The organism is Dongia sp. P2_B8 (genome assembly GCF_056404715.1).
The window spans coordinates 148,362-165,236 of record NZ_JBFUDM010000004.1; the positions used below are offsets into that span (position 1 = coordinate 148,362).

A 16,875-nucleotide genomic window follows, 5' to 3' on the forward strand; every position below is an offset into this window, starting at 1 on the left:
ATCCCGATAACATGCTGGTTTGGATAGATGCTGCCCTGTGCGGGCGGATTCCGAAGATCTTTGGCCTGACGCTGGTTGAACGGCACCTCCAGGCCTTGAAGCGCTCCCTACCGCGACCCACCCGGATTGTCGTCGATCTCGGCCCGGACGGGGTAAAGCCCAAGATCGATAGTAGCCTGGATGCGGTGTTCCCGATCGAATGGCGCCAGGGACAGGGCGATTTCGCCGCCCGGCTACAGGCCTTCCTGGGCGAGGCCGGCAATGCGCCGGTCCTGCTGCTGGATGGCGCCACCCTGCCCGACGCCCGCCTCCATGCATCACTGACAGGCCTTGCCGATTCCGTCGCCGTGCTGGCACCCAAGGAGCAGGAGCGGGCCGCCATGATCCGTCTGGAGCCGGGCCGGCTCAGCGGCCAGACGATCATTGCCGACGATCTATATGCGTTGGCGGAAAAATGGGTCGCGGACAAGGTTGTGCGACCCTATGAACAGGGTGAGTTCAACGGCTTCATCCGCAAGCTGCGCCGAACGATCCCCTACTACATGTTCCGGGTCGAAACCGCCGACAAAGCGGCCAAGGTCGAGAAATTCATGTTCTGGTCGAACTACAAAGGGTCGACCGACTTCTTCACCCGCTATGTCTATCCACCACTGGTCTGGGTGTCGGTTGGGCCCCTGGCACGCGCCCGCGTACATCCCAATACAGTGACCATCTTCAGCATCATCCTGGCGCTTGGCGCCATCCCGATCTGGGCGATCGGCGAGCCCTGGTCCTTCTGGACCGGCTTTGCCATGGCCTACGGCATGAGCGTCCTTGATTCCGTCGACGGGAAGCTGGCACGTCTTACCTTCACCGATTCACGTCTGGGCAATTTCCTCGATCATGGTCTCGACATGGTCCACCCGCCCTTCTGGTATCTGTCCTGGGCCTATGGCATCGGCCTTGGCACGCTCGGCTGGGGATCTGCCTTAGGCATCGCCACCATTCTTGTGATGGTGTTCTACGTCGTCGACCGGTTGATCCTGAAGGTCTATCCGACCTTCTTTAAACGCGCCTTCCACACCCATTCGAAGCTCGATGGGCGCATGCGCACCTTCATCGCACGACGCAACATTACCTTGCCGATGTTTATCGCCGGCTATGCGTTGGGGCTGGCGACTGAAGCCTTTTACCTGATCGTCGCCTGGCAGATTTTGACGGCTGCCTATCACGGTGTCCGCACCTTCTGGATCATTGCCATTGACCGCGCCCATCTCAAAGACGGGCGGCCAACCGATGTCGCCAGCGCGTTGAAACAGGTCGACTAAAGAAAAAGGCGCTGCCTGTTGACTGAGGCAGCGCCTTCATTCTTTCAGCCGGACGGCTCTAGTATTTTTCGTCCTGGACAGCGTCGCGCACGTCGTTGGCATACCATAGGCGCTGCAGCCTATTCAGCTGCTTGGGCTCAAACGCTTTGAACGGCAGTTCGGCGATGAAGTTGATATAGCGGCGCGGCAACTCCGTGACGCCGCGCGGACTGACGCCATGCACCGCGCGCTGCGAGTTCACAAAGCAGGCATAGGAGTTGGCCGAATAAGGCAGCGTCTTCACCAATTCCACATCACGGTCCATCGAGCGATGCTTGATGAAGCGCGGATCACGGCGCCAACGATAGATGTCGAAATCACCGCCGTCGACCAGGTCCGCCGGATCACGGAAATAGAACAAGGCCGAAAAGATCTTGTCGCACAGATCGACATGCGGGGTCTTGACGCTGGTCATTTCCCGTACCGGCGTGTTCATGACGAATTGGCAGTCGAGACGAATGTCGGCATCGCCGGCAAAGCCGCGCGGCACCACGCGCCAGTCTTCGAACCGCTTACCAACGCGTTCCTCAAGTCCGGGAAATGCGTTGCGCAGATGGTCGCCAAACAAGCCCGTCACATCACGCCAATAGTCGCCCGATGTATGGTATTCAAAGAATTCGCGCCACAAGGGCGAAATGCGCCGATCGCCCAGGACCTGCTTGACCGTCAGCCGCACGGCGACATTGCTGCCGGTTTCTGGCCGGCCATTGAGGATCGTTTCCAGGCTGGGAAACTCAGCTTCCAACTGCTGATAGATTTCGGCCGGCACAGCGTTCTGACGGGCGTGATGAGCATAGGGCTCGGCGATGACCGCTGCCTTGGCGACGCCCTCAAGCATATGCGGCGCGCGCCGTTCGACCGAAACTGCCAACATTGACCTTCTCTCCGATTCTGCTTCGCCCACGATTTGTCCCCGGGCTTGCTGCAGTGTCCTACCATGGCCTTTTGGGCTCAATCCGGCATCCCGCCGCAGCGACGTTCGGTCGCCATCAACCTACGCCGCCAATCGGCGACAAAGGTCCAACGCATCGTGACGGACATGATTATTGGCCATTTCACGCTCAACCAGCGCCACGTCGATAATGCCCTTCTGCAGCATTTCCGCGAGCAGATTGAAGAACAGCCGTTCCTGGTTGGGGTCGGGATGCGGCTGATAGAAGCCATCCTTGACCGCCCGCGGCTTTGACACGCCAACGGATTTCTTCAACATCTTGACCAGACTTCCAGCCAAAGAGCCCGGCTTTTGGGGCTTTTCACGGATCGAGAAGTCAATCGGCAGGCCGGTTTTCCACGGCTGAGTCCGCCGATAGGTCGTGTGCAGAATCTTGGTGGCGGAGGTCAGCCGGTCAAAGTCGTTCCATTCCGGCTCCAGCAAGCCGACATTGGAATCATCCTCGTATTCCAGCTTGATCCACTTCAGATAGTCCTTCTTGAACTCGAACAGTTCATTGAAGGTCTGCTCGGCATCCCAATGCCGCAGCTTGGCATTATCGAGCAGCATGACACTGGACGCACGATAGGGCGGCATCTCTTTGAGGCCCGGGCGCATCCGGCACATGACCCCAGTTCCCTGCATGTCGCGCGTGAACAAATCCATGATATCGGCGGTCGCAAAGCAATCGGGGTCGATGACGACGGCGCGCCCCTCATAACCCATGGTTTTGGGCGGTGTGAAGCGCACCGGGGTAAAGGACTGCAAATCCTCATCCGTCCAGACCCGGTGCTCAAGCCCGCGCAGGAATTTCTGGCCAACCTTGGCCCGCAGCCAAGGAAAATCGCGGAAATGCATGATCTCCACGTCGAAGGCATCCGGCTGACGACTATTGCGTTTGGCCGCATAACTCGCGACCAAGGCCCCCAGATACTGCTCGTCGTTGGACTGGATAAAGAGCTTGTAAGCCACGAATCTGCCCCCTCGCACCAAACTGCGGCGTCCCGATCCACCGCCCTACCTGTCGCCGCAGATGATAGACATCTTGGGCCGGACCAGCAACCGAACCTATTGATAATGCGCCGATTTGCCGCAAACTGTGCAGGGTTAATATAGGACAGTAAATGCTTGGCGGGAATTGACTTCCCGCGCCCGAATGTTATCACAACGAAGCTGTCGATCCCCATCCGGTCGACCCGCCCAGAAAAGACGGCATAGCGAAGGCTTACCCATTGGTTGCACCCGATAGCATGGTCAAAATCCACAACGACCCCAAGCAGACACCCTCGCCGCTCGCCAACGCGTTTCGGGTCATCCGTAAGCATGGCCTGTGGCGCCAGGTACCGGTCATGATCGGCGTGATGGCCGCCAGCCTCCTTGAAGGCCTCAGCGTCGCCAGCCTGTTTCCAATCCTCACGATTGTTTCGGGCGATCCCACCGAAAAGCCGAACAAGGTCGAGCGGGCCATTTTGGCGGCACTGGAGTTCCTCAATCTTCACCCCAGCCTCGGTTTCCTGATCCTGCTATTGAGCGGATTTGCCATTTTGAAGGCAGTCATTTCGCTCAATGTCAGTCGCTATGTCGGCTTCCTGGTCGCCGAAATCGCCACCGAAATGCGCTCTCGCATGATCGATGCCATGTTGGGCGCGCGATGGTCTTATTACACGGTCAATCCGATTGGCCGGTTCGCCGGCGCCATCACGACCGAGGCCAATTGGGGCGCCGCCATCTACCGCACCTCGCTCAATCTGATGATCGCCGCGATGCAGGCCTTCGTTTTTTCGATCGTCGTCTTCGTGGTCGATTGGCAGGTTGCCCTCATCGGTTCGGCCATGGCGGTCGTCGTCGGCATGATGATGCGTTTCCTGACCCGCCGCTCGCGCCTGTTTTCGCGCCAGATGCTGATGACGAGCCGGACCATTGTGACCGACCTCAACGATGTCGTCGTCAGTTTCAAGCCGATGAAGGCAATGCACCGGCACGAGGCCTTGATCAAGGAGCTGCAGCATGAAACCAAATCGCTGCGGCAGTCGTTGCGCGAGTTGGTGCTGCTGGAGCAGTTCGCCGGACAATTGCCTGACCTCCTGATCATCATGATGCTGACCGCCGTCGCCTATGTGGCCGTCAGCATCCTGCACCTGGATTTGTCCAGCATGCTGGTGTCCGGACTCCTCATTCTCGGACTCACGCGATCGGTGGTCAAAGTCCATCGATCGGTACGTGAATCGGTCAATGCCGAGGTCGGCTACTGGTCGTTCATGGATACTTTGCGGGAAACCGAAGCTGCCGCCGAAACGTTCAAAGGTCGGTTGACACCCAGCTTGACCGTCGCTTGCCGGCTCGAAAACGTGACCTTCTCATACGGCCGTGCGCCCGTATTGAAGAATGTCTCTATCGAGCTCCCGGCCGGCACCATCACGACACTGGTCGGCGAATCCGGTTCCGGCAAGACCACAATGGCGGACTTGATCCTCGGTCTCTTCGAGCCGCAGCAAGGCCGCGTCACGTTGGATGGCGTTGCCATGCAGGAAATCGATATCGGTCGGTGGCGCAGCCAGGTTGGCTATGTGCCGCAGGAGATTCTTCTCTTCAATGATACGATCCTGGCCAATGTCACATTGGGCGATCCAGGCATCAGCGAAGCAGCAGCTGTGCAGGCGCTGGAAACGGCGGGAGCAATGCGTTTCGTGGCTGAACTGCCGAAGGGCTTGTTCACGACGGTGGGCGACCGTGGCGTGCTGCTCTCTGGCGGTCAGCGGCAACGGATCGCGTTGGCGCGCGCGCTGGTGACAGAGCCCACTCTTTTGATTCTGGACGAGGCAACCAGTGCCTTGGATCCAGAGACGGAAGCCGAGATTTGTGCTGCAGTTGCCCGGCAGCGCGGCAAGCTTACGGTCCTTGCCATCACCCATCAACCAGCGTGGGTGGATATGGCCGACCGGGTCTATCGCATTGATCAGGGAAATGTCGTCAACGATAACAACCAGACGGCCGGTGAGCCTCAGGCAGGCCCGGCTTCAGTGACTGGCGCAGTGGTCACCTTTCCATCACGAATCTCGTAAACTCTGTCCGCCGCGTCAACCCAAAGGGCCTGGTGCGTGATCGCCAGGATCGTTCGGCTGCCGCGCAACGCCTTTGCAGCCCGGCTGATCTCTCGTGCCGTCTTGTGATCGAGTGCGCTGGTCGCTTCATCAAGGATGAGAAACTTCGGATCGCCAATCAGGGCACGTGCAATCGCAAGGCGTTGGCGCTGTCCGCCAGAGAGCAGGCCGCCTCGCACACCGATGGTGAACTGCATCAGCCCTGGCAGTTTCGCGACGAACCCCCAGGCGTCTGCAGCCTTGAGAGCAGCCTCAACTTGGGCCGGCGTGATGGTCGGATCGCCAAGGGTGACATTGTTGTGAATGCTGTCATTGAACAGAATGCTGTCTTGCGGAATATAGCCGAGCTGCCGCCGCCAAGCGGCCATATCCAAATCCGCAAGCGGCGTACCGCCAACGCGGATCGTGCCTTCGGACGCGGTGTGGAGACCGGCCACAAGATCGGCGATAGTCGTCTTACCGGCACCTGAAGGACCGATAACGGTCGTCAGTTCACCGGCTTGCAGCGATATGTCCGCGTTTTTCATCACACGCTTGCCGGGATACGAAAAACCAACCCGATCAAATTCGATCGCGGCCGGGAGGGACGGCAACGCACCGGTTGCCAGGATCTCCCGGTTGTCTCTCACCTCGGCGAGCAGGTTCTGCAGCTGCCAGTAAGCAGGGCGCTCAAGAATGATCCTTTGATAGTTCGAACGAACGCTGCCGATGGCATCGGCAACGCGCTTTAAGAGCAACGTGGACCCCAACATGACCCGAAGGTCCATGCCGAGGACCGAGTGGCCAATGTAGAGCCCACCCAGGATCAGCACGGTAAACATCGGCTCCTGAACCGCTCTGACGGCGCTGGTACTATAGGTTTCCGCCTGGGTGGCGCGGCGCAGCCGATCGACATGCACAGCGAAGGTGTGACCGATGAAGCCGTGGCGATTCATCGCCTTCAGGGCTTTGACATTGGTCAATGCGTCGGTCACGGAATGGAGCAAAGCGAGATTGTGCTTTGATTTGCCACGCCCAGCTTTCTTGGCCATGCGCATATAGCGGCCGACACCCAACCACAACACCACAGATACGCCGACGGCGCCGAGGAAAAATGGCCACGACACAAACAACGCCATCACCATCAGCACGACCGTCTGCATCAACCCCGCCAGGCACAACCCCGCGGACTTAAACGCCATGGCCGCGCGGTCAGCATCTGAGTTGATCGCCGCTGTGTAGCGAGCGACCGGCTGCGCCACGAAGTAGCTCCACTTCGCATGTACGATGGCGTCGATCAGCTGCAGGCGGACATTGATGCCAAAATTGGCGACCGACCGGCCGACAAAGATCGAACCTGCGGTCCCGAAAATGAAGGACACGGTCGCTGCGCAAATGATCACCAGCAGCAATGTCTCGATGGTCAGCGGCAGACCGACCTCCATCAGTCCCCAACGGACATATTCATCGATGACATGCGACTTGGCATGGCTTTCCCCGCCGATCAGGCCGACAATCGGCCACAGCGTCGCAATGCCGATGATCTCCACAATACCGGAGACCAACAATGCCACCAGAATCAGGACCGGCTGGCGCCAGCCGGTATCAAAGAAGATTCGAAATACGTCTCGCACTGGGTTAACTCGTCGCTTCTTTTATGGCGCGGATCAAGGCGCCGGGGACGTCACCGCCGACAGCGACCGCACGCTGGGCAAAGGCCAAGTCGATATGGGTAATCCGTGCCGAAACACTTGGCAACTCAAGTATTTGGGCGGCGGCCATGCGGTGCGTGCCGCGCCGGACGTGGATAATCTCCCCGTCTTCGCCGATACCCAGGCAGATTTCATCATCACCGCTGTACCGATACCCATCCCGCTGCATCGACCGGTAAAGCTCCAGATAGACCCGGCAGTAGGCGTCGATGCTGGAATCGCTGTCAAAGACTTGCCCGCGACCCGCGACCGGTCGTCCGGCCGACCGGCTGGCCTGCAGCCACTTGTATAGACGAGTAGACGGCAAATCGTCGCCATATCGTGCGATATCGGCCATGTCCATGTAGGTATAAAGATCCTCAATCCGCTCCGACGGCAGGCTGCCCAATGCCGGCACCAGAAAGCGGTCCTTGATCGGCGCCACCGCCGGTGCGGCCAGCTTCCGCAGCACCCGCTTCGGATTGACCGAAACCTGGAGTGCGCCTCCCAACGCAGCTGTGGCGGCATCGGCATAGGACCAGGCCGGATTGCCGAGCCCCGGCCACAGCCTGATAGCAATCGGCGCGAGAGCCCGACCGATCCCTTCCCCCCATTTACCCATGCCGGCTCAGTATCCCCAGAGATGCTGAACGCCAACGGCACCTTGAGGCGACAGGCCGATGACATGCGCGGTCAGGTCGGCATCCGCCGATTTCACCTGCAAGGCTGCGATGCCGGTTTCGCCTACATGCTCTTTCAGCGTCGGCAATACGTCGTCCAGCCAGACGATCTCGGCACCGAAGGGCGGCAGGGTGAGCATATGGCTCAGGCGATCGCCAGCATGATTGATGGCCGAAATCTCGATACGGGCCTTCATGCCATAATTGAGATTGCCGCTGGCATTAGCGACGAAGACGCCGGTCCGGAAACCGCCCCGTGTCCGCACACGGCCGATCACATTGGTACGTCCCATGATGCCGATCGAAGGATGCAGCCAGTGCGGCAAAGTCGGAATATCTGCACCCACATTGCGCCAGGACGATTGGAACTCCGTGAAATCCTGATCACCTGTCACGCGATGCCGGACCGCCATATCTGAGGTGGTCACCAAGCGCTGCGGTGCCAGGCCGGTCTTAAGGTGGTCCGGGCACACAAGTGCCATGGTGATTTCGCCTTTGCGCGGATGCGCGAAACCCACCAGCACGTCGTCAAGGAAGGCCGGGCCGACAAAATCCTTGTGATAGCGCATCTCTCCCACAAAGCCGCCGTCGCGGTCATAGAAGCGCAGCCAGTAATCGTCGAACGGCGGGTTCGAAGCATCGAAATTGAAGCCGAAGGACAAGGGGTGGTTGGCGTTGGTCACCGGCAGGCAGCATGGATGGATCATGAAGCCGGCCTTGATCGCCGTTTCGACGATCACACGCTCCTCCGGCTTGAACAGGATATCGTCGCGGTTATCGACGCCGACGCGACACAGATGGTTGGCGGCGATCGAGGCGATCTTGCCTGGCTGCTGCGAGAAACCCTGATCAAGCGCATACCAGAAGGATGTGCCGTATCCCGCATAGGATGCGRCAAAATAAGTGCGGTCCGTGGAAGGCTGGCCACTACGCTTGAAATGTACTTCTTCGACCGGCCGTTGCCGCGACCGCTTGACACTGGTCTTCGCGCTTCCCGTGCCGATCTTCACCTCGTCATCACTGCCCATATCGAGATCGTAATTCGGCACGGTCATCACGACCTCGCCATTGCGGACAACGGAGTCGATCAAGCGGAACGGCTGCACCTTGTTCGGATTCTTGAAGAATTGGTGCGATCCATGAATGATCGTGAAACTGTCCTTCCAGAACACGTCGCCACAAACCCGGAAACGGTAGTGCCGCCCACGGGTCAGGAACGGGTGTGCCACGAATACTTTCATGCACACGGCACCCTTGCGCTCGGGCAGCAAGGATCTGAGGTTGAGATTGACCGACTGGCTCGGGCCCAGCACCAGATAGGAGCGGCGGGTTTCTCCCTCGGCGATGATCTCGAAGCGGAACTGGATCGGGTCCTTGATGCCGAAGAATTCTTCAAAATGATTGAATGCCAGTGCATCGACATCGTCGATCTCGAGCGGAATGGCTGCTGTTCCGGCACAGAATTCCCAATTTTGCGCCACCCAATGCACCGGTTTGGTTGGTGCATGAGCCTGCATCAGGCGCAGGCTGTAGCGATACTTCGTCGCCGTATCGGGCCCACCGACGACGACGGCATCGCAGTCGGCGATCGTGGCCGCCGTGACGGGCTTGGCGCCCTTCGGCTGGTCGCTGATGATGTCGGTCGACATCCAGATCGTCTCAATCCCGGCTGCTTCGCCACGAAAGGACTCGTAGAAGGCCGGATCGCCATGAACGGCCACGCGCCGGATGCCGTCAGCCTTCAGCAGGGCCAGAACATCTGCCACGGATTGGCTGACCTTGGTCTTGGTGTCGACAGTGGGGGCGCTCGGCGGGGTGCCTGCCTTGAATTTCTTCTTCTTGGTCTTGGATTTCGGCAGAAGCCAGTCGAACAACCCGGAAAGGCTGGTTTTATGGTCCGATTTACTGTCCCGGCTGCCGGATCGTTGTACCGCCGACAGTTCCAGATCCGAGGTCTTCATTAGGTAACTTCCCTAAAACTGAGGCGCTTCACCCATCGTCCACGCCATGCGTCCAATGTGCAATGCCTTGTCCGCGGTCCGGACATTTGCTATGGACCGCAAAATCCTAAGGACCGCGAGGGCGCCGCGCAATTCATCCGTCTGCGACCTAAGGTCCCACGAAACTTGGATTTATTCTAAGCCCATGACCTCATTTTAGCCCAGTGCCAATGACCCTGAAACCGACCGCGACCACAAATACCGGCCTGAAACACCGCCGCAGCACCTTCGATACGCTGTGGGAGGCGCTGGATTATGCCGCCGGCGGCGTGACCGGGCTGAACTTTTACACGGCAAAAGGCGATCTCCACAATGTGCTGACCTACGCCGAATTGCGTGATCGGGCCCGCGACTTGGCGCAGCGATTCGCCGGGCTTGGGCTGGAGCGCGGCGCGCGCGTGGTCCTGATCGCCGACACCGATGCCGATTTCGTGACCGCCTTTTTTGCCACGCAATATGCGGGATTGCTGCCGGTACCGGTGGCCATTCCGACCAGTCTCGGCGGCCGCGACTCCTATATCAGCCAGTTGCGCCAGCAGCTCTCGGGCTGCGAGGCCAGTATCGCGATCGGCCCGGATGCCCTGATGGGGTTCCTGACGGAAGCCGCAGCGGGCCTTCCGCATCTGCGCATGACCGGCACCGTCGCCGATTTCGCTGCTTTGCCTGCCAACAAGGCGGCAGCCAAGCCGTTTGCGGCCGACGAGCCGAGCTATTTGCAGTTCTCGTCCGGTTCGACGCGCTTCCCCAAGGGCATCGAGATTCATCAGCGCGTGTTGATGGCCAATGCCCATGCGATCACCCATAACGGGCTTGCGATCATGGAAGTCGATCGCTGCGCGTCTTGGCTGCCCTTCTATCACGATATGGGCCTGGTGGGATTCCTGCTGGTACCGGCGACGGGCCAGGTCTCGGTCGATTACGTCGCCACGCGCGACTTTGCGCGCCGGCCCCTCACCTGGTTGAAGTTGATTTCGGAGAACCGCGGCACCCTCGCCTACTCGCCCACCTTCGGCTACGAACTTTGTGTCAAGCGGATGCGCGGCGACACCGATTTTTCGGGTGACTTGTCCAGTTGGCGCGGTGCTGGCATCGGTGGTGATATGGTGCAGGACACCATTTTGCATCGTTTCAGCGATACTTTTGCGCCGTTTGGCTTCCAGCACAAAGCCTTCGTGCCGAGCTACGGCATGGCGGAAACCACGTTGGCCATGAGCTTTGCCCCGCTCGACGTCGAATATACCGTCGACCATGTCGATCGCGCTGCCCTGGAAACCCAGATTGCAGAGCCGACCGCGCCAGGCAAAGCCGCACGCGCCTTGGTCGCTTGTGGCCCGGCCTTGCCAGGACATGCTTTCGACGTTCGCGACGAAGCCGGCCAAAGCCTGCCGGAACGCCGTATCGGCCGCATTTTCTTCAAGGGTCCCAGCGTCATGACGGGCTATTTCCGTCTGCCTGAATTGACCAGCGAAGCACTGAGCAGCGATGGCTGGCTCGATACCGGCGATCTTGGCTATCTGCTGAAGGGCGAGATTGTCATCACCGGCCGCGCCAAGGATCTCATCATCATCAACGGCCGCAACATCTGGCCGCAGGATTTGGAATGGACGGCGGAAACGCTGCCGGACCTGCGTCGTGGAGACGCCGCCGCCTTCTCGATCGTTGGCGATGATGAGCAGGAGCAAATTGTCGTGCTGGTTCAGTGCCGCATGAGCGATCTCGCCGCACGCACCAAATTGAAACAGGACGTATCCGGCCTGCTGCAGCGCTCGATGGGTGTCGAGGCGCGTGTTGAGCTGGTACCGCCCAAGGGCCTGCCGCAGACTTCGTCCGGCAAGCTCTCGCGTGCCAAGGCCAAGGCCAATTACCAGCAGGGTGTCTATGCCGACGCCGATCTGGGCATCAGTGCGTAGCACAATCGCGGCTGAACTCTGATGGCCGGAACCGTCGCCGTTACCGGCGCCACCGGCTTTGTCGGCGCGGAAACCGTTCGTCATTTGGCGCAGGCTGGTTGGCAGGTCCGGATCCTTACCCGACGCATGCCGCAGGCGGCGCTGATGCCGGATCACCGGATCGAGATCGTGCTGGGTGACCTTGACGACCAGGCCAGTCTGGAACGGCTGGTGAGTGGTTGCGATGCGATTGTGCACAGCGCCGGCCTGGTACGGGCCCTGCGACCCCTTGATTTCTTCCAGGTCAATGAAGGCGGCACGGTCAAACTGCTGCAGGCCGCCGCGAAGGCCGCACCTGCAGCCCGCTTCGTCCATATTTCGTCACTCGCCGCCCGTGAGCCCGGGCTGTCGCCCTATGCGGCCAGCAAGCGGGCGGCCGAGGATAAGTTGCCGGCCCTGGCCGGTACCCGCGACTGGATCGCCCTGCGGCCAGCCGCCGTCTATGGCCCGGGTGACCATGAATTGTTGCCCCTGTTCAAGGCCGCAAAGCTGGGTGTACTGGCCTATCCCGCCAGCCTGGATGCGCGCGTTTCGACCATCCATGTCGCGGACCTAGCTGTCGCAATCACCGTGTTGCTGGCGACATCAGCCTGGCCGCACCGGATCGTTGAACTGGATGACGAACATCTTCGCGCCCACGGCTGGCCGGAAATTAACCATATTCTGGGCGTCTGCTTCGGTCGGCAACCGCTGAGCTACCGCCTACCGCGACCGCTGATGGCGGCTGTCGCCGGCGGCCTGACACTGATATCGGGCCTGACCAAGCAGCCCCAGGTGCTGTCCAGCGACAAGGTTGCCGAGCTCTATCACGCCGATTGGGCCGCTGCCGGCCCTCGTTTTTCCGAGTTTACTGCCTGGCGGCCTCGGTTCGATCTTGCCAAAGGCTTCGCCGATACCCTCGCTTGGTATCGCGCCCAGGCTCTTTTGTGAGATTAGATTCCGGCCCTAAAGGGCTGGATTCGCTTACTTGTTACATTCGGTAACAATTCGTCATTTAACTTTAGCTGCAAAATTTACGACAACCTCACTCAGGAAGTCGGCGCGAGTCGATTCCTGTCTAAGGGGTTCCCACAGTTAACAGATTCGATAACAAGAAAAGATTGGTCTGACATCGTGACGGCGAGTGCTGCGCAAGTTTCCGGTTTTTCTCTGAATGACGTCGTGGCGGAAATCGCCACAGCGCTGGTGCCGTTCAAGAAGTCCGATATCGAGATCACCGCGGCGACGGATATCGCCCGTGACCTCAACATGGATTCGCTGGCAGTCATGGATCTGCTGATGGAGCTCGAAGACAAGTTCGACGTCTCCATCCCGCTCAACATGGTGCCGGAGATTTCCACGGTCGGACAGTTGGCACAGACCGTGATTGATTCGAAGAAGGGGGCGTAAGATGGGCTTGATGGATCGTTTTAAGGCGCAGCGCGAGTTGCATGCCGCCGTGAAGACCTGCGGCGCCGACCCGTTCGGTGTGAAGATGGACAAGATCCTGTCCTCGACCGAAGCGTTGGTCGAAGGCCGCCGTACCATCCTCTGTGGCTCCAACAATTATCTCGGCTTTACCTTCGATGCCGATTGCATCCAGGCTGCCAAGGACGCGCTTGATGCCTGCGGTACCGGCACGACCGGCTCGCGCATCGCCAATGGCTCCTATCACGACCACAAGGCGCTCGAAGCCGATCTCGCCGACTTCTACGGCAAGAAGCATTGCATGGTCTTCACGACCGGCTATCAGGCCAATCTCGGCGCCATCTCGACCCTCGCCGGTCCGGACGATTTCCTGATCATCGACGCCGACAGCCATGCCAGCATCTATGATGCCTGCAAGCTGGGTTCGGCAACCGTGATCCGCTTCAAGCACAATGATCCGGCCGATCTTGACCGCCGCCTCGGCCGCTTGGCCGATCAGCCCGGCAACAAGATCGTCGTGGTCGAAGGCATCTATTCGATGTTGGGCGATCATGCGCCGCTCAAGGAATTCGTTGCCGTCACCAAGAAACACAACGCCTACATCCTGGTCGATGAGGCCCATTCGATGGGCGTCATGGGCAAGACCGGCCAGGGCGTGGTCGAACATGATGGCGTACTCGATGACGTCGATTTCATTACCGGCACCTTCTCGAAGAGCATGGGCGCTGTCGGTGGCTTCCTCGTCTCCAACATGGAAGATTTCGACGTCCTGCGTGTTGCGTGCCGCCCCTATATGTTCACGGCCTCGCTGCCGCCTGCGACCGTCGCTTCGGTGCGCATGTCGCTGGCGAAGCTGCGCGCCAATCCCGGCCTGATGGACAAGCTGTGGCAGAATGTCGACACGCTCTACTATGGCGCCCAGAACGCCGGCTTCACGGTCGGCAAGCAGAAGGGGCCGGTGGTTGCCGTGCATCTTACCGATCCGGCACTGGCGGCGCGTGCTTGGCGTGCGCTGCTGCTGAGCGGCGTCTACGTCAACCTGGCCCTGCCGCCGGCAACGCCGTCCGGCACCGCCCTCCTGCGCTGCTCGGTTTCGGCTGCGCACAGCACAGAGCAGCTTGAGCAGGTCGTTGCGACCCTGACCAGGATCGGCAGCGAACTTGGCCTCATCAAATCGCCGGCCCACGCGGTCGCTGCAGAGTAATTACCTAAGAGAGAGCCTCTCGTTTCCTGTCTAACAGGGCCGGTGCCAACGCACCGGCCCTTTTGTTATCTCCGCTCAAGCCCCCGCCAGATATCTTCTTCCCGCCAGCCAAGTTCGGCAAAATCCTCGCCATGGAATGCGGCGTCGCTTTCTGCGAAAAATTCATCGAGCTGCGGCGGCGCCACATGCGTGCCGGCCAGCATGGCGTGCACCTGCCCTCGGTGATGGATCTGGTGTTCGAAGACGTGCAGTAGAATGCGGTCGGCGCGATCTATCTGCACGCGGTCAGCGCGATGCATGTGTACGGGCTGTGCCAGTCTGGCGTCATCCTGCATGTCGCAGAACTTGATCAGCCGCTGATCAACCGCGGTCTGCGCGGCGCGCAGCCCCGCGAAATCCGGATGCGGCAGCTCGTCCTGCCAGGCTTTGGGACCTAGCGTGCCACCTTCCATCGCATCGACATAAAACCAATCGACCACCAGGATATGGTTGAGGGTTGCCATGATCGATGGGAAGAAGCTGGTGCGCTCGGCAACAAGCTCCACCGGGCTCAATTGCGCACAGGCTTTCAGCAAGCGATGATTGGCCCAGGCATTGTTCCGCGCCATGGCGAGAAAATACAGTCCAGCTCCCGTCGCCATAACACCTCTCCTTCGCTTGCCACATGCTCGCTATCTGAATGCACCGCGCCGATAGAGTTTCCACGCCAACCCAGGTGCTGCCAGGAGTGGATGGCGACGTTGCCAGTCGCTCACCGGCAACACAACGCCGGAATGCCGGCGCACCTTCCACATGACATAATCGACACCACCGTCGAAGGTGAAAGCCGCCTTGATCAGTCGCAGGTAGTTAAGCGCCTTGCCAAGCGTGCGGCGGCCGCGCCAGCGTTGCAAGGCTTCTTCATGCGACAAGGCCTGCGCCTGTGCTTCGGGCAAAAGAAGCGCGCCGATCTGCGCATAGCGTCCTTCATCCGCGGCAACGATCGACAGCGCCCGCTCGCCGGATTCAGATCGCAATTCGGCAGCATAGGTTTCCATGAAACCACGCCGCCAGACGGCCAGCGGATCCGCCCGGCGATCTTGCTCCAGCAAGGGCAACGCATTGCCGAACATCGTACGGCAGGCCTCGGCCAATGCGGCGGCGAGCGCAGTGTCGATAGCCGGCCCCTGCGACCAGATCAATCTCGCGGGTTGGCAGAAACGTGCCCAGATCGATACGTTGCGAGCCGAACTGGCGCAGCCGGCTGCAAACTGTTGCAGCGACATCACAGCATATTTTGCCCGCAATCCACTACCCTGCCAGGGCAGTTCGACATAGAAAACGTTGGGTGGCAGCAAGGCGTTGGCCCAGGTCAGCACCCTATTGTCATAGGCAGACGCGTAGTCATCGACGATAACGTAAAAATCCAGCAACGCCTCAGTCAGCGCCTGATCGGGCTGGCGCAGGCAAGATCCATAGAACAGAACGCCGACTGCCGCTTTGCCATGGCGCTGGCGGCAATGTTCGGCCATGGCGCGCGCCGCCGGCCCCACCGGAATATGGAGTTCGTCGGCGATCAAGGCGGCAAGTGCATCCGGCGCCATGTTTTCGCCCATCTCCTTCAGGACCGGCTCGTTCAGAACCTGTGAAACTGCATCACGGGACCGGCCGTGACGATAATGCGACCGCTGGCCGGCGGGTCAAACTTCTCACCATCAATCATCACCGGCGTGCTGATTTCAAGCTCCAGCCTTTCCACACGGCGGCTGAGATAACCAGCCTCCGCCATCCAGGGCTTTGGTTTGCCGCGCAACACGGCGATGGCGGCGACCGCAAAGCGCTTCGGTGGCGCATCGATGGTGGTCAGCTGCAGGCGGCCTGGCCCTTCGCCCCAGAAGGGCGTCACACCCGGCAAGACGGAGTTCAACGTTGAACCGAGGAACATCATGCAATCGCGCCGTTCCGCCCTCCCGTCCAAGGTCAGGCCGATATTTTCGCCATGAAAGCCCGATCGAGGGCCCGGCCCGAACATCAGGATTTTCACGATCGACCAGGCAATGCCGAGTTTGGCGGCAAATGTTTGCTTGGCACCCAGCGCGTGAATGTCGCGGCGCACCAGTTCGGTACCTTGATAGAAACCGACGCCGCCGATCAAAAAGCCACGCTCGATGATGCGCCCATCGCCGAAATCGACGGAGAGAACCGGCCGCTCCAAGAGTTCGCCAACCTCACCCGCTTCAGCACGCAGCACCAGTCGCTTCAGCCCTGTCGCCGGCAATCCCGGCTGACCGACTTCATGGGCGATGACATTGGTCATGCCGGCGGAAAGCAGGCTGAGGCAGGGCTGTGACTTGAAAGGGCTGTCATTCAACAGCGCCGAAACGACGGCCAGCACCGTGCCGTCGCCACCGCTGATCGCAAGATGCGTCACCTCTGCTCTGGCCATCTCGGCCAAGCATTCCGGCAATTCCTGGATATGCTGGAAACTGCGATGTAGTACCTGCGGATGTTCCGCCAGCAAGGTGTGGATCTCGCGCATCGATATCTTGTTGCGCTTGCTATGCGCATTGCTGATGACGCCGATCCGTACCCTGCCCGCCAGCGCCAT

Annotated in this window: 14 protein-coding genes; 6 read left to right on the top strand and 8 right to left on the bottom strand. The window is 60.0% G+C overall.

Translation table 11 applies throughout. The features are described 5' to 3' along the window. Positions 1-11: 11 nt before the first annotated feature. Positions 12-1,307, top strand: a complete 1,296-nt coding sequence (locus AC1DWZ_RS14500) for a CDP-alcohol phosphatidyltransferase family protein (protein ID WP_477169624.1) — start codon at positions 12-14, stop codon at positions 1,305-1,307. Between the two features lie 58 nt (positions 1,308-1,365). Here the strand turns inward: AC1DWZ_RS14500 and AC1DWZ_RS14505 are convergent, their stop codons facing one another. Both AC1DWZ_RS14505 and AC1DWZ_RS14510 read right to left on the bottom strand, forming a co-directional pair. Next, positions 1,366-2,220, bottom strand: coding sequence for a hypothetical protein (locus AC1DWZ_RS14505; protein ID WP_477169625.1), 855 nt, complete (start codon positions 2,218-2,220; stop codon positions 1,366-1,368). A gap of 120 nt (positions 2,221-2,340) precedes the next feature. Then, entirely contained in the window at positions 2,341-3,249 is a 909-nt protein-coding gene (locus AC1DWZ_RS14510; RefSeq protein ID WP_477169626.1) for a hypothetical protein, read from the bottom strand. 278 nt (positions 3,250-3,527) lie between these two features. Here AC1DWZ_RS14510 and AC1DWZ_RS14515 point away from each other — a divergent pair, with 278 nt between their 5' ends. Then, complete coding sequence (locus tag AC1DWZ_RS14515) at positions 3,528-5,339, top strand: ABC transporter ATP-binding protein (RefSeq protein ID WP_477169627.1); 1,812 nt, start codon at positions 3,528-3,530, stop codon at positions 5,337-5,339. Here the strand turns inward: AC1DWZ_RS14515 and AC1DWZ_RS14520 are convergent. Genes AC1DWZ_RS14520 through AC1DWZ_RS14530 form a run of 3 tightly spaced genes read right to left on the bottom strand, consistent with a single transcriptional unit; the run spans position 5,279 to position 9,689 of the window. After that, positions 5,279-6,991, bottom strand: a complete 1,713-nt coding sequence (locus tag AC1DWZ_RS14520) for an ABC transporter ATP-binding protein (protein WP_477169628.1) — start codon at positions 6,989-6,991, stop codon at positions 5,279-5,281. The genes AC1DWZ_RS14515 and AC1DWZ_RS14520 overlap by 61 nt on opposite strands. Before the next feature lie 4 nt (positions 6,992-6,995). After that, positions 6,996-7,670, bottom strand: a complete 675-nt coding sequence (locus AC1DWZ_RS14525; RefSeq protein WP_477169629.1) for a hypothetical protein — start codon at positions 7,668-7,670, stop codon at positions 6,996-6,998. Positions 7,671-7,676: 6 nt separating this feature from the next. Continuing rightward, the gene (locus AC1DWZ_RS14530) at positions 7,677-9,689 is read right to left on the bottom strand and encodes a hypothetical protein (protein WP_477169630.1); all 2,013 of its coding nucleotides are present in this window, start codon (positions 9,687-9,689) and stop codon (positions 7,677-7,679) included. A 209-nt stretch (positions 9,690-9,898) separates the two neighbouring features. Here AC1DWZ_RS14530 and AC1DWZ_RS14535 point away from each other — a divergent pair, with 209 nt between their 5' ends. The 4 genes from AC1DWZ_RS14535 (at position 9,899) to spt (ending at position 14,288) form a co-directional block, all read left to right on the top strand. Continuing rightward, entirely contained in the window at positions 9,899-11,638 is a 1,740-nt protein-coding gene (locus AC1DWZ_RS14535; RefSeq protein ID WP_477169631.1) for a fatty acyl-AMP ligase, read from the top strand. A gap of 21 nt (positions 11,639-11,659) precedes the next feature. Next, a complete protein-coding gene (locus tag AC1DWZ_RS14540; RefSeq protein ID WP_477169632.1) occupies positions 11,660-12,607 on the top strand; it encodes an NAD-dependent epimerase/dehydratase family protein in 948 nt (315 codons plus the stop codon). Between the two features lie 183 nt (positions 12,608-12,790). Continuing rightward, positions 12,791-13,066 (top strand): acyl carrier protein, encoded by a 276-nt coding sequence (locus tag AC1DWZ_RS14545; RefSeq protein ID WP_477169633.1) that lies wholly within the window; start codon positions 12,791-12,793, stop codon positions 13,064-13,066. A 10-nt stretch (positions 13,067-13,076) separates the two neighbouring features. Further along, on the top strand, positions 13,077-14,288 hold the full coding sequence (spt, locus tag AC1DWZ_RS14550) for a serine palmitoyltransferase (protein ID WP_477169634.1): 1,212 nt from the start codon (positions 13,077-13,079) through the stop codon (positions 14,286-14,288). 65 nt (positions 14,289-14,353) lie between these two features. Here spt and AC1DWZ_RS14555 read toward each other — a convergent pair whose 3' ends face one another. Genes AC1DWZ_RS14555 through AC1DWZ_RS14565 form a run of 3 tightly spaced genes read right to left on the bottom strand, consistent with a single transcriptional unit; the run spans position 14,354 to position 16,875 of the window. Then, positions 14,354-14,929, bottom strand: a complete 576-nt coding sequence (locus AC1DWZ_RS14555) for a DinB family protein (protein WP_477169635.1) — start codon at positions 14,927-14,929, stop codon at positions 14,354-14,356. 30 nt (positions 14,930-14,959) lie between these two features. After that, on the bottom strand, positions 14,960-15,871 hold the full coding sequence (locus AC1DWZ_RS14560; protein ID WP_477169636.1) for a hypothetical protein: 912 nt from the start codon (positions 15,869-15,871) through the stop codon (positions 14,960-14,962). Positions 15,872-15,903: 32 nt separating this feature from the next. After that, positions 15,904-16,875, bottom strand: a complete 972-nt coding sequence (locus AC1DWZ_RS14565) for a diacylglycerol/lipid kinase family protein (RefSeq protein ID WP_477169637.1) — start codon at positions 16,873-16,875, stop codon at positions 15,904-15,906.

Excerpts from the sequence above, each read along its gene's own strand:
- AC1DWZ_RS14515 (WP_477169627.1), top strand. The coding sequence starts at position 3,528 with ATGGTCAAAATCCACAACGACCCCAAGCAGACACCCTCGCCGCTCGCC.
- AC1DWZ_RS14525 (WP_477169629.1), bottom strand. The coding sequence starts at position 7,670 with ATGGGTAAATGGGGGGAAGGGATCGGTCGGGCTCTCGCGCCGATTGCT.
- AC1DWZ_RS14535 (WP_477169631.1), top strand. The coding sequence starts at position 9,899 with ATGACCCTGAAACCGACCGCGACCACAAATACCGGCCTGAAACACCGC.
- AC1DWZ_RS14500 (WP_477169624.1), top strand. The coding sequence starts at position 12 with ATGCTGGTTTGGATAGATGCTGCCCTGTGCGGGCGGATTCCGAAGATC.
- AC1DWZ_RS14565 (WP_477169637.1), bottom strand. The coding sequence starts at position 16,875 with ATGGCGCTGGCGGGCAGGGTACGGATCGGCGTCATCAGCAATGCGCAT.
- spt (WP_477169634.1), top strand. The coding sequence starts at position 13,077 with ATGGATCGTTTTAAGGCGCAGCGCGAGTTGCATGCCGCCGTGAAGACC.
- AC1DWZ_RS14560 (WP_477169636.1), bottom strand. The coding sequence starts at position 15,871 with ATGGCGCCGGATGCACTTGCCGCCTTGATCGCCGACGAACTCCATATT.
- AC1DWZ_RS14555 (WP_477169635.1), bottom strand. The coding sequence starts at position 14,929 with ATGGCGACGGGAGCTGGACTGTATTTTCTCGCCATGGCGCGGAACAAT.
- AC1DWZ_RS14540 (WP_477169632.1), top strand. The coding sequence starts at position 11,660 with ATGGCCGGAACCGTCGCCGTTACCGGCGCCACCGGCTTTGTCGGCGCG.
- AC1DWZ_RS14505 (WP_477169625.1), bottom strand. The coding sequence starts at position 2,220 with ATGTTGGCAGTTTCGGTCGAACGGCGCGCGCCGCATATGCTTGAGGGC.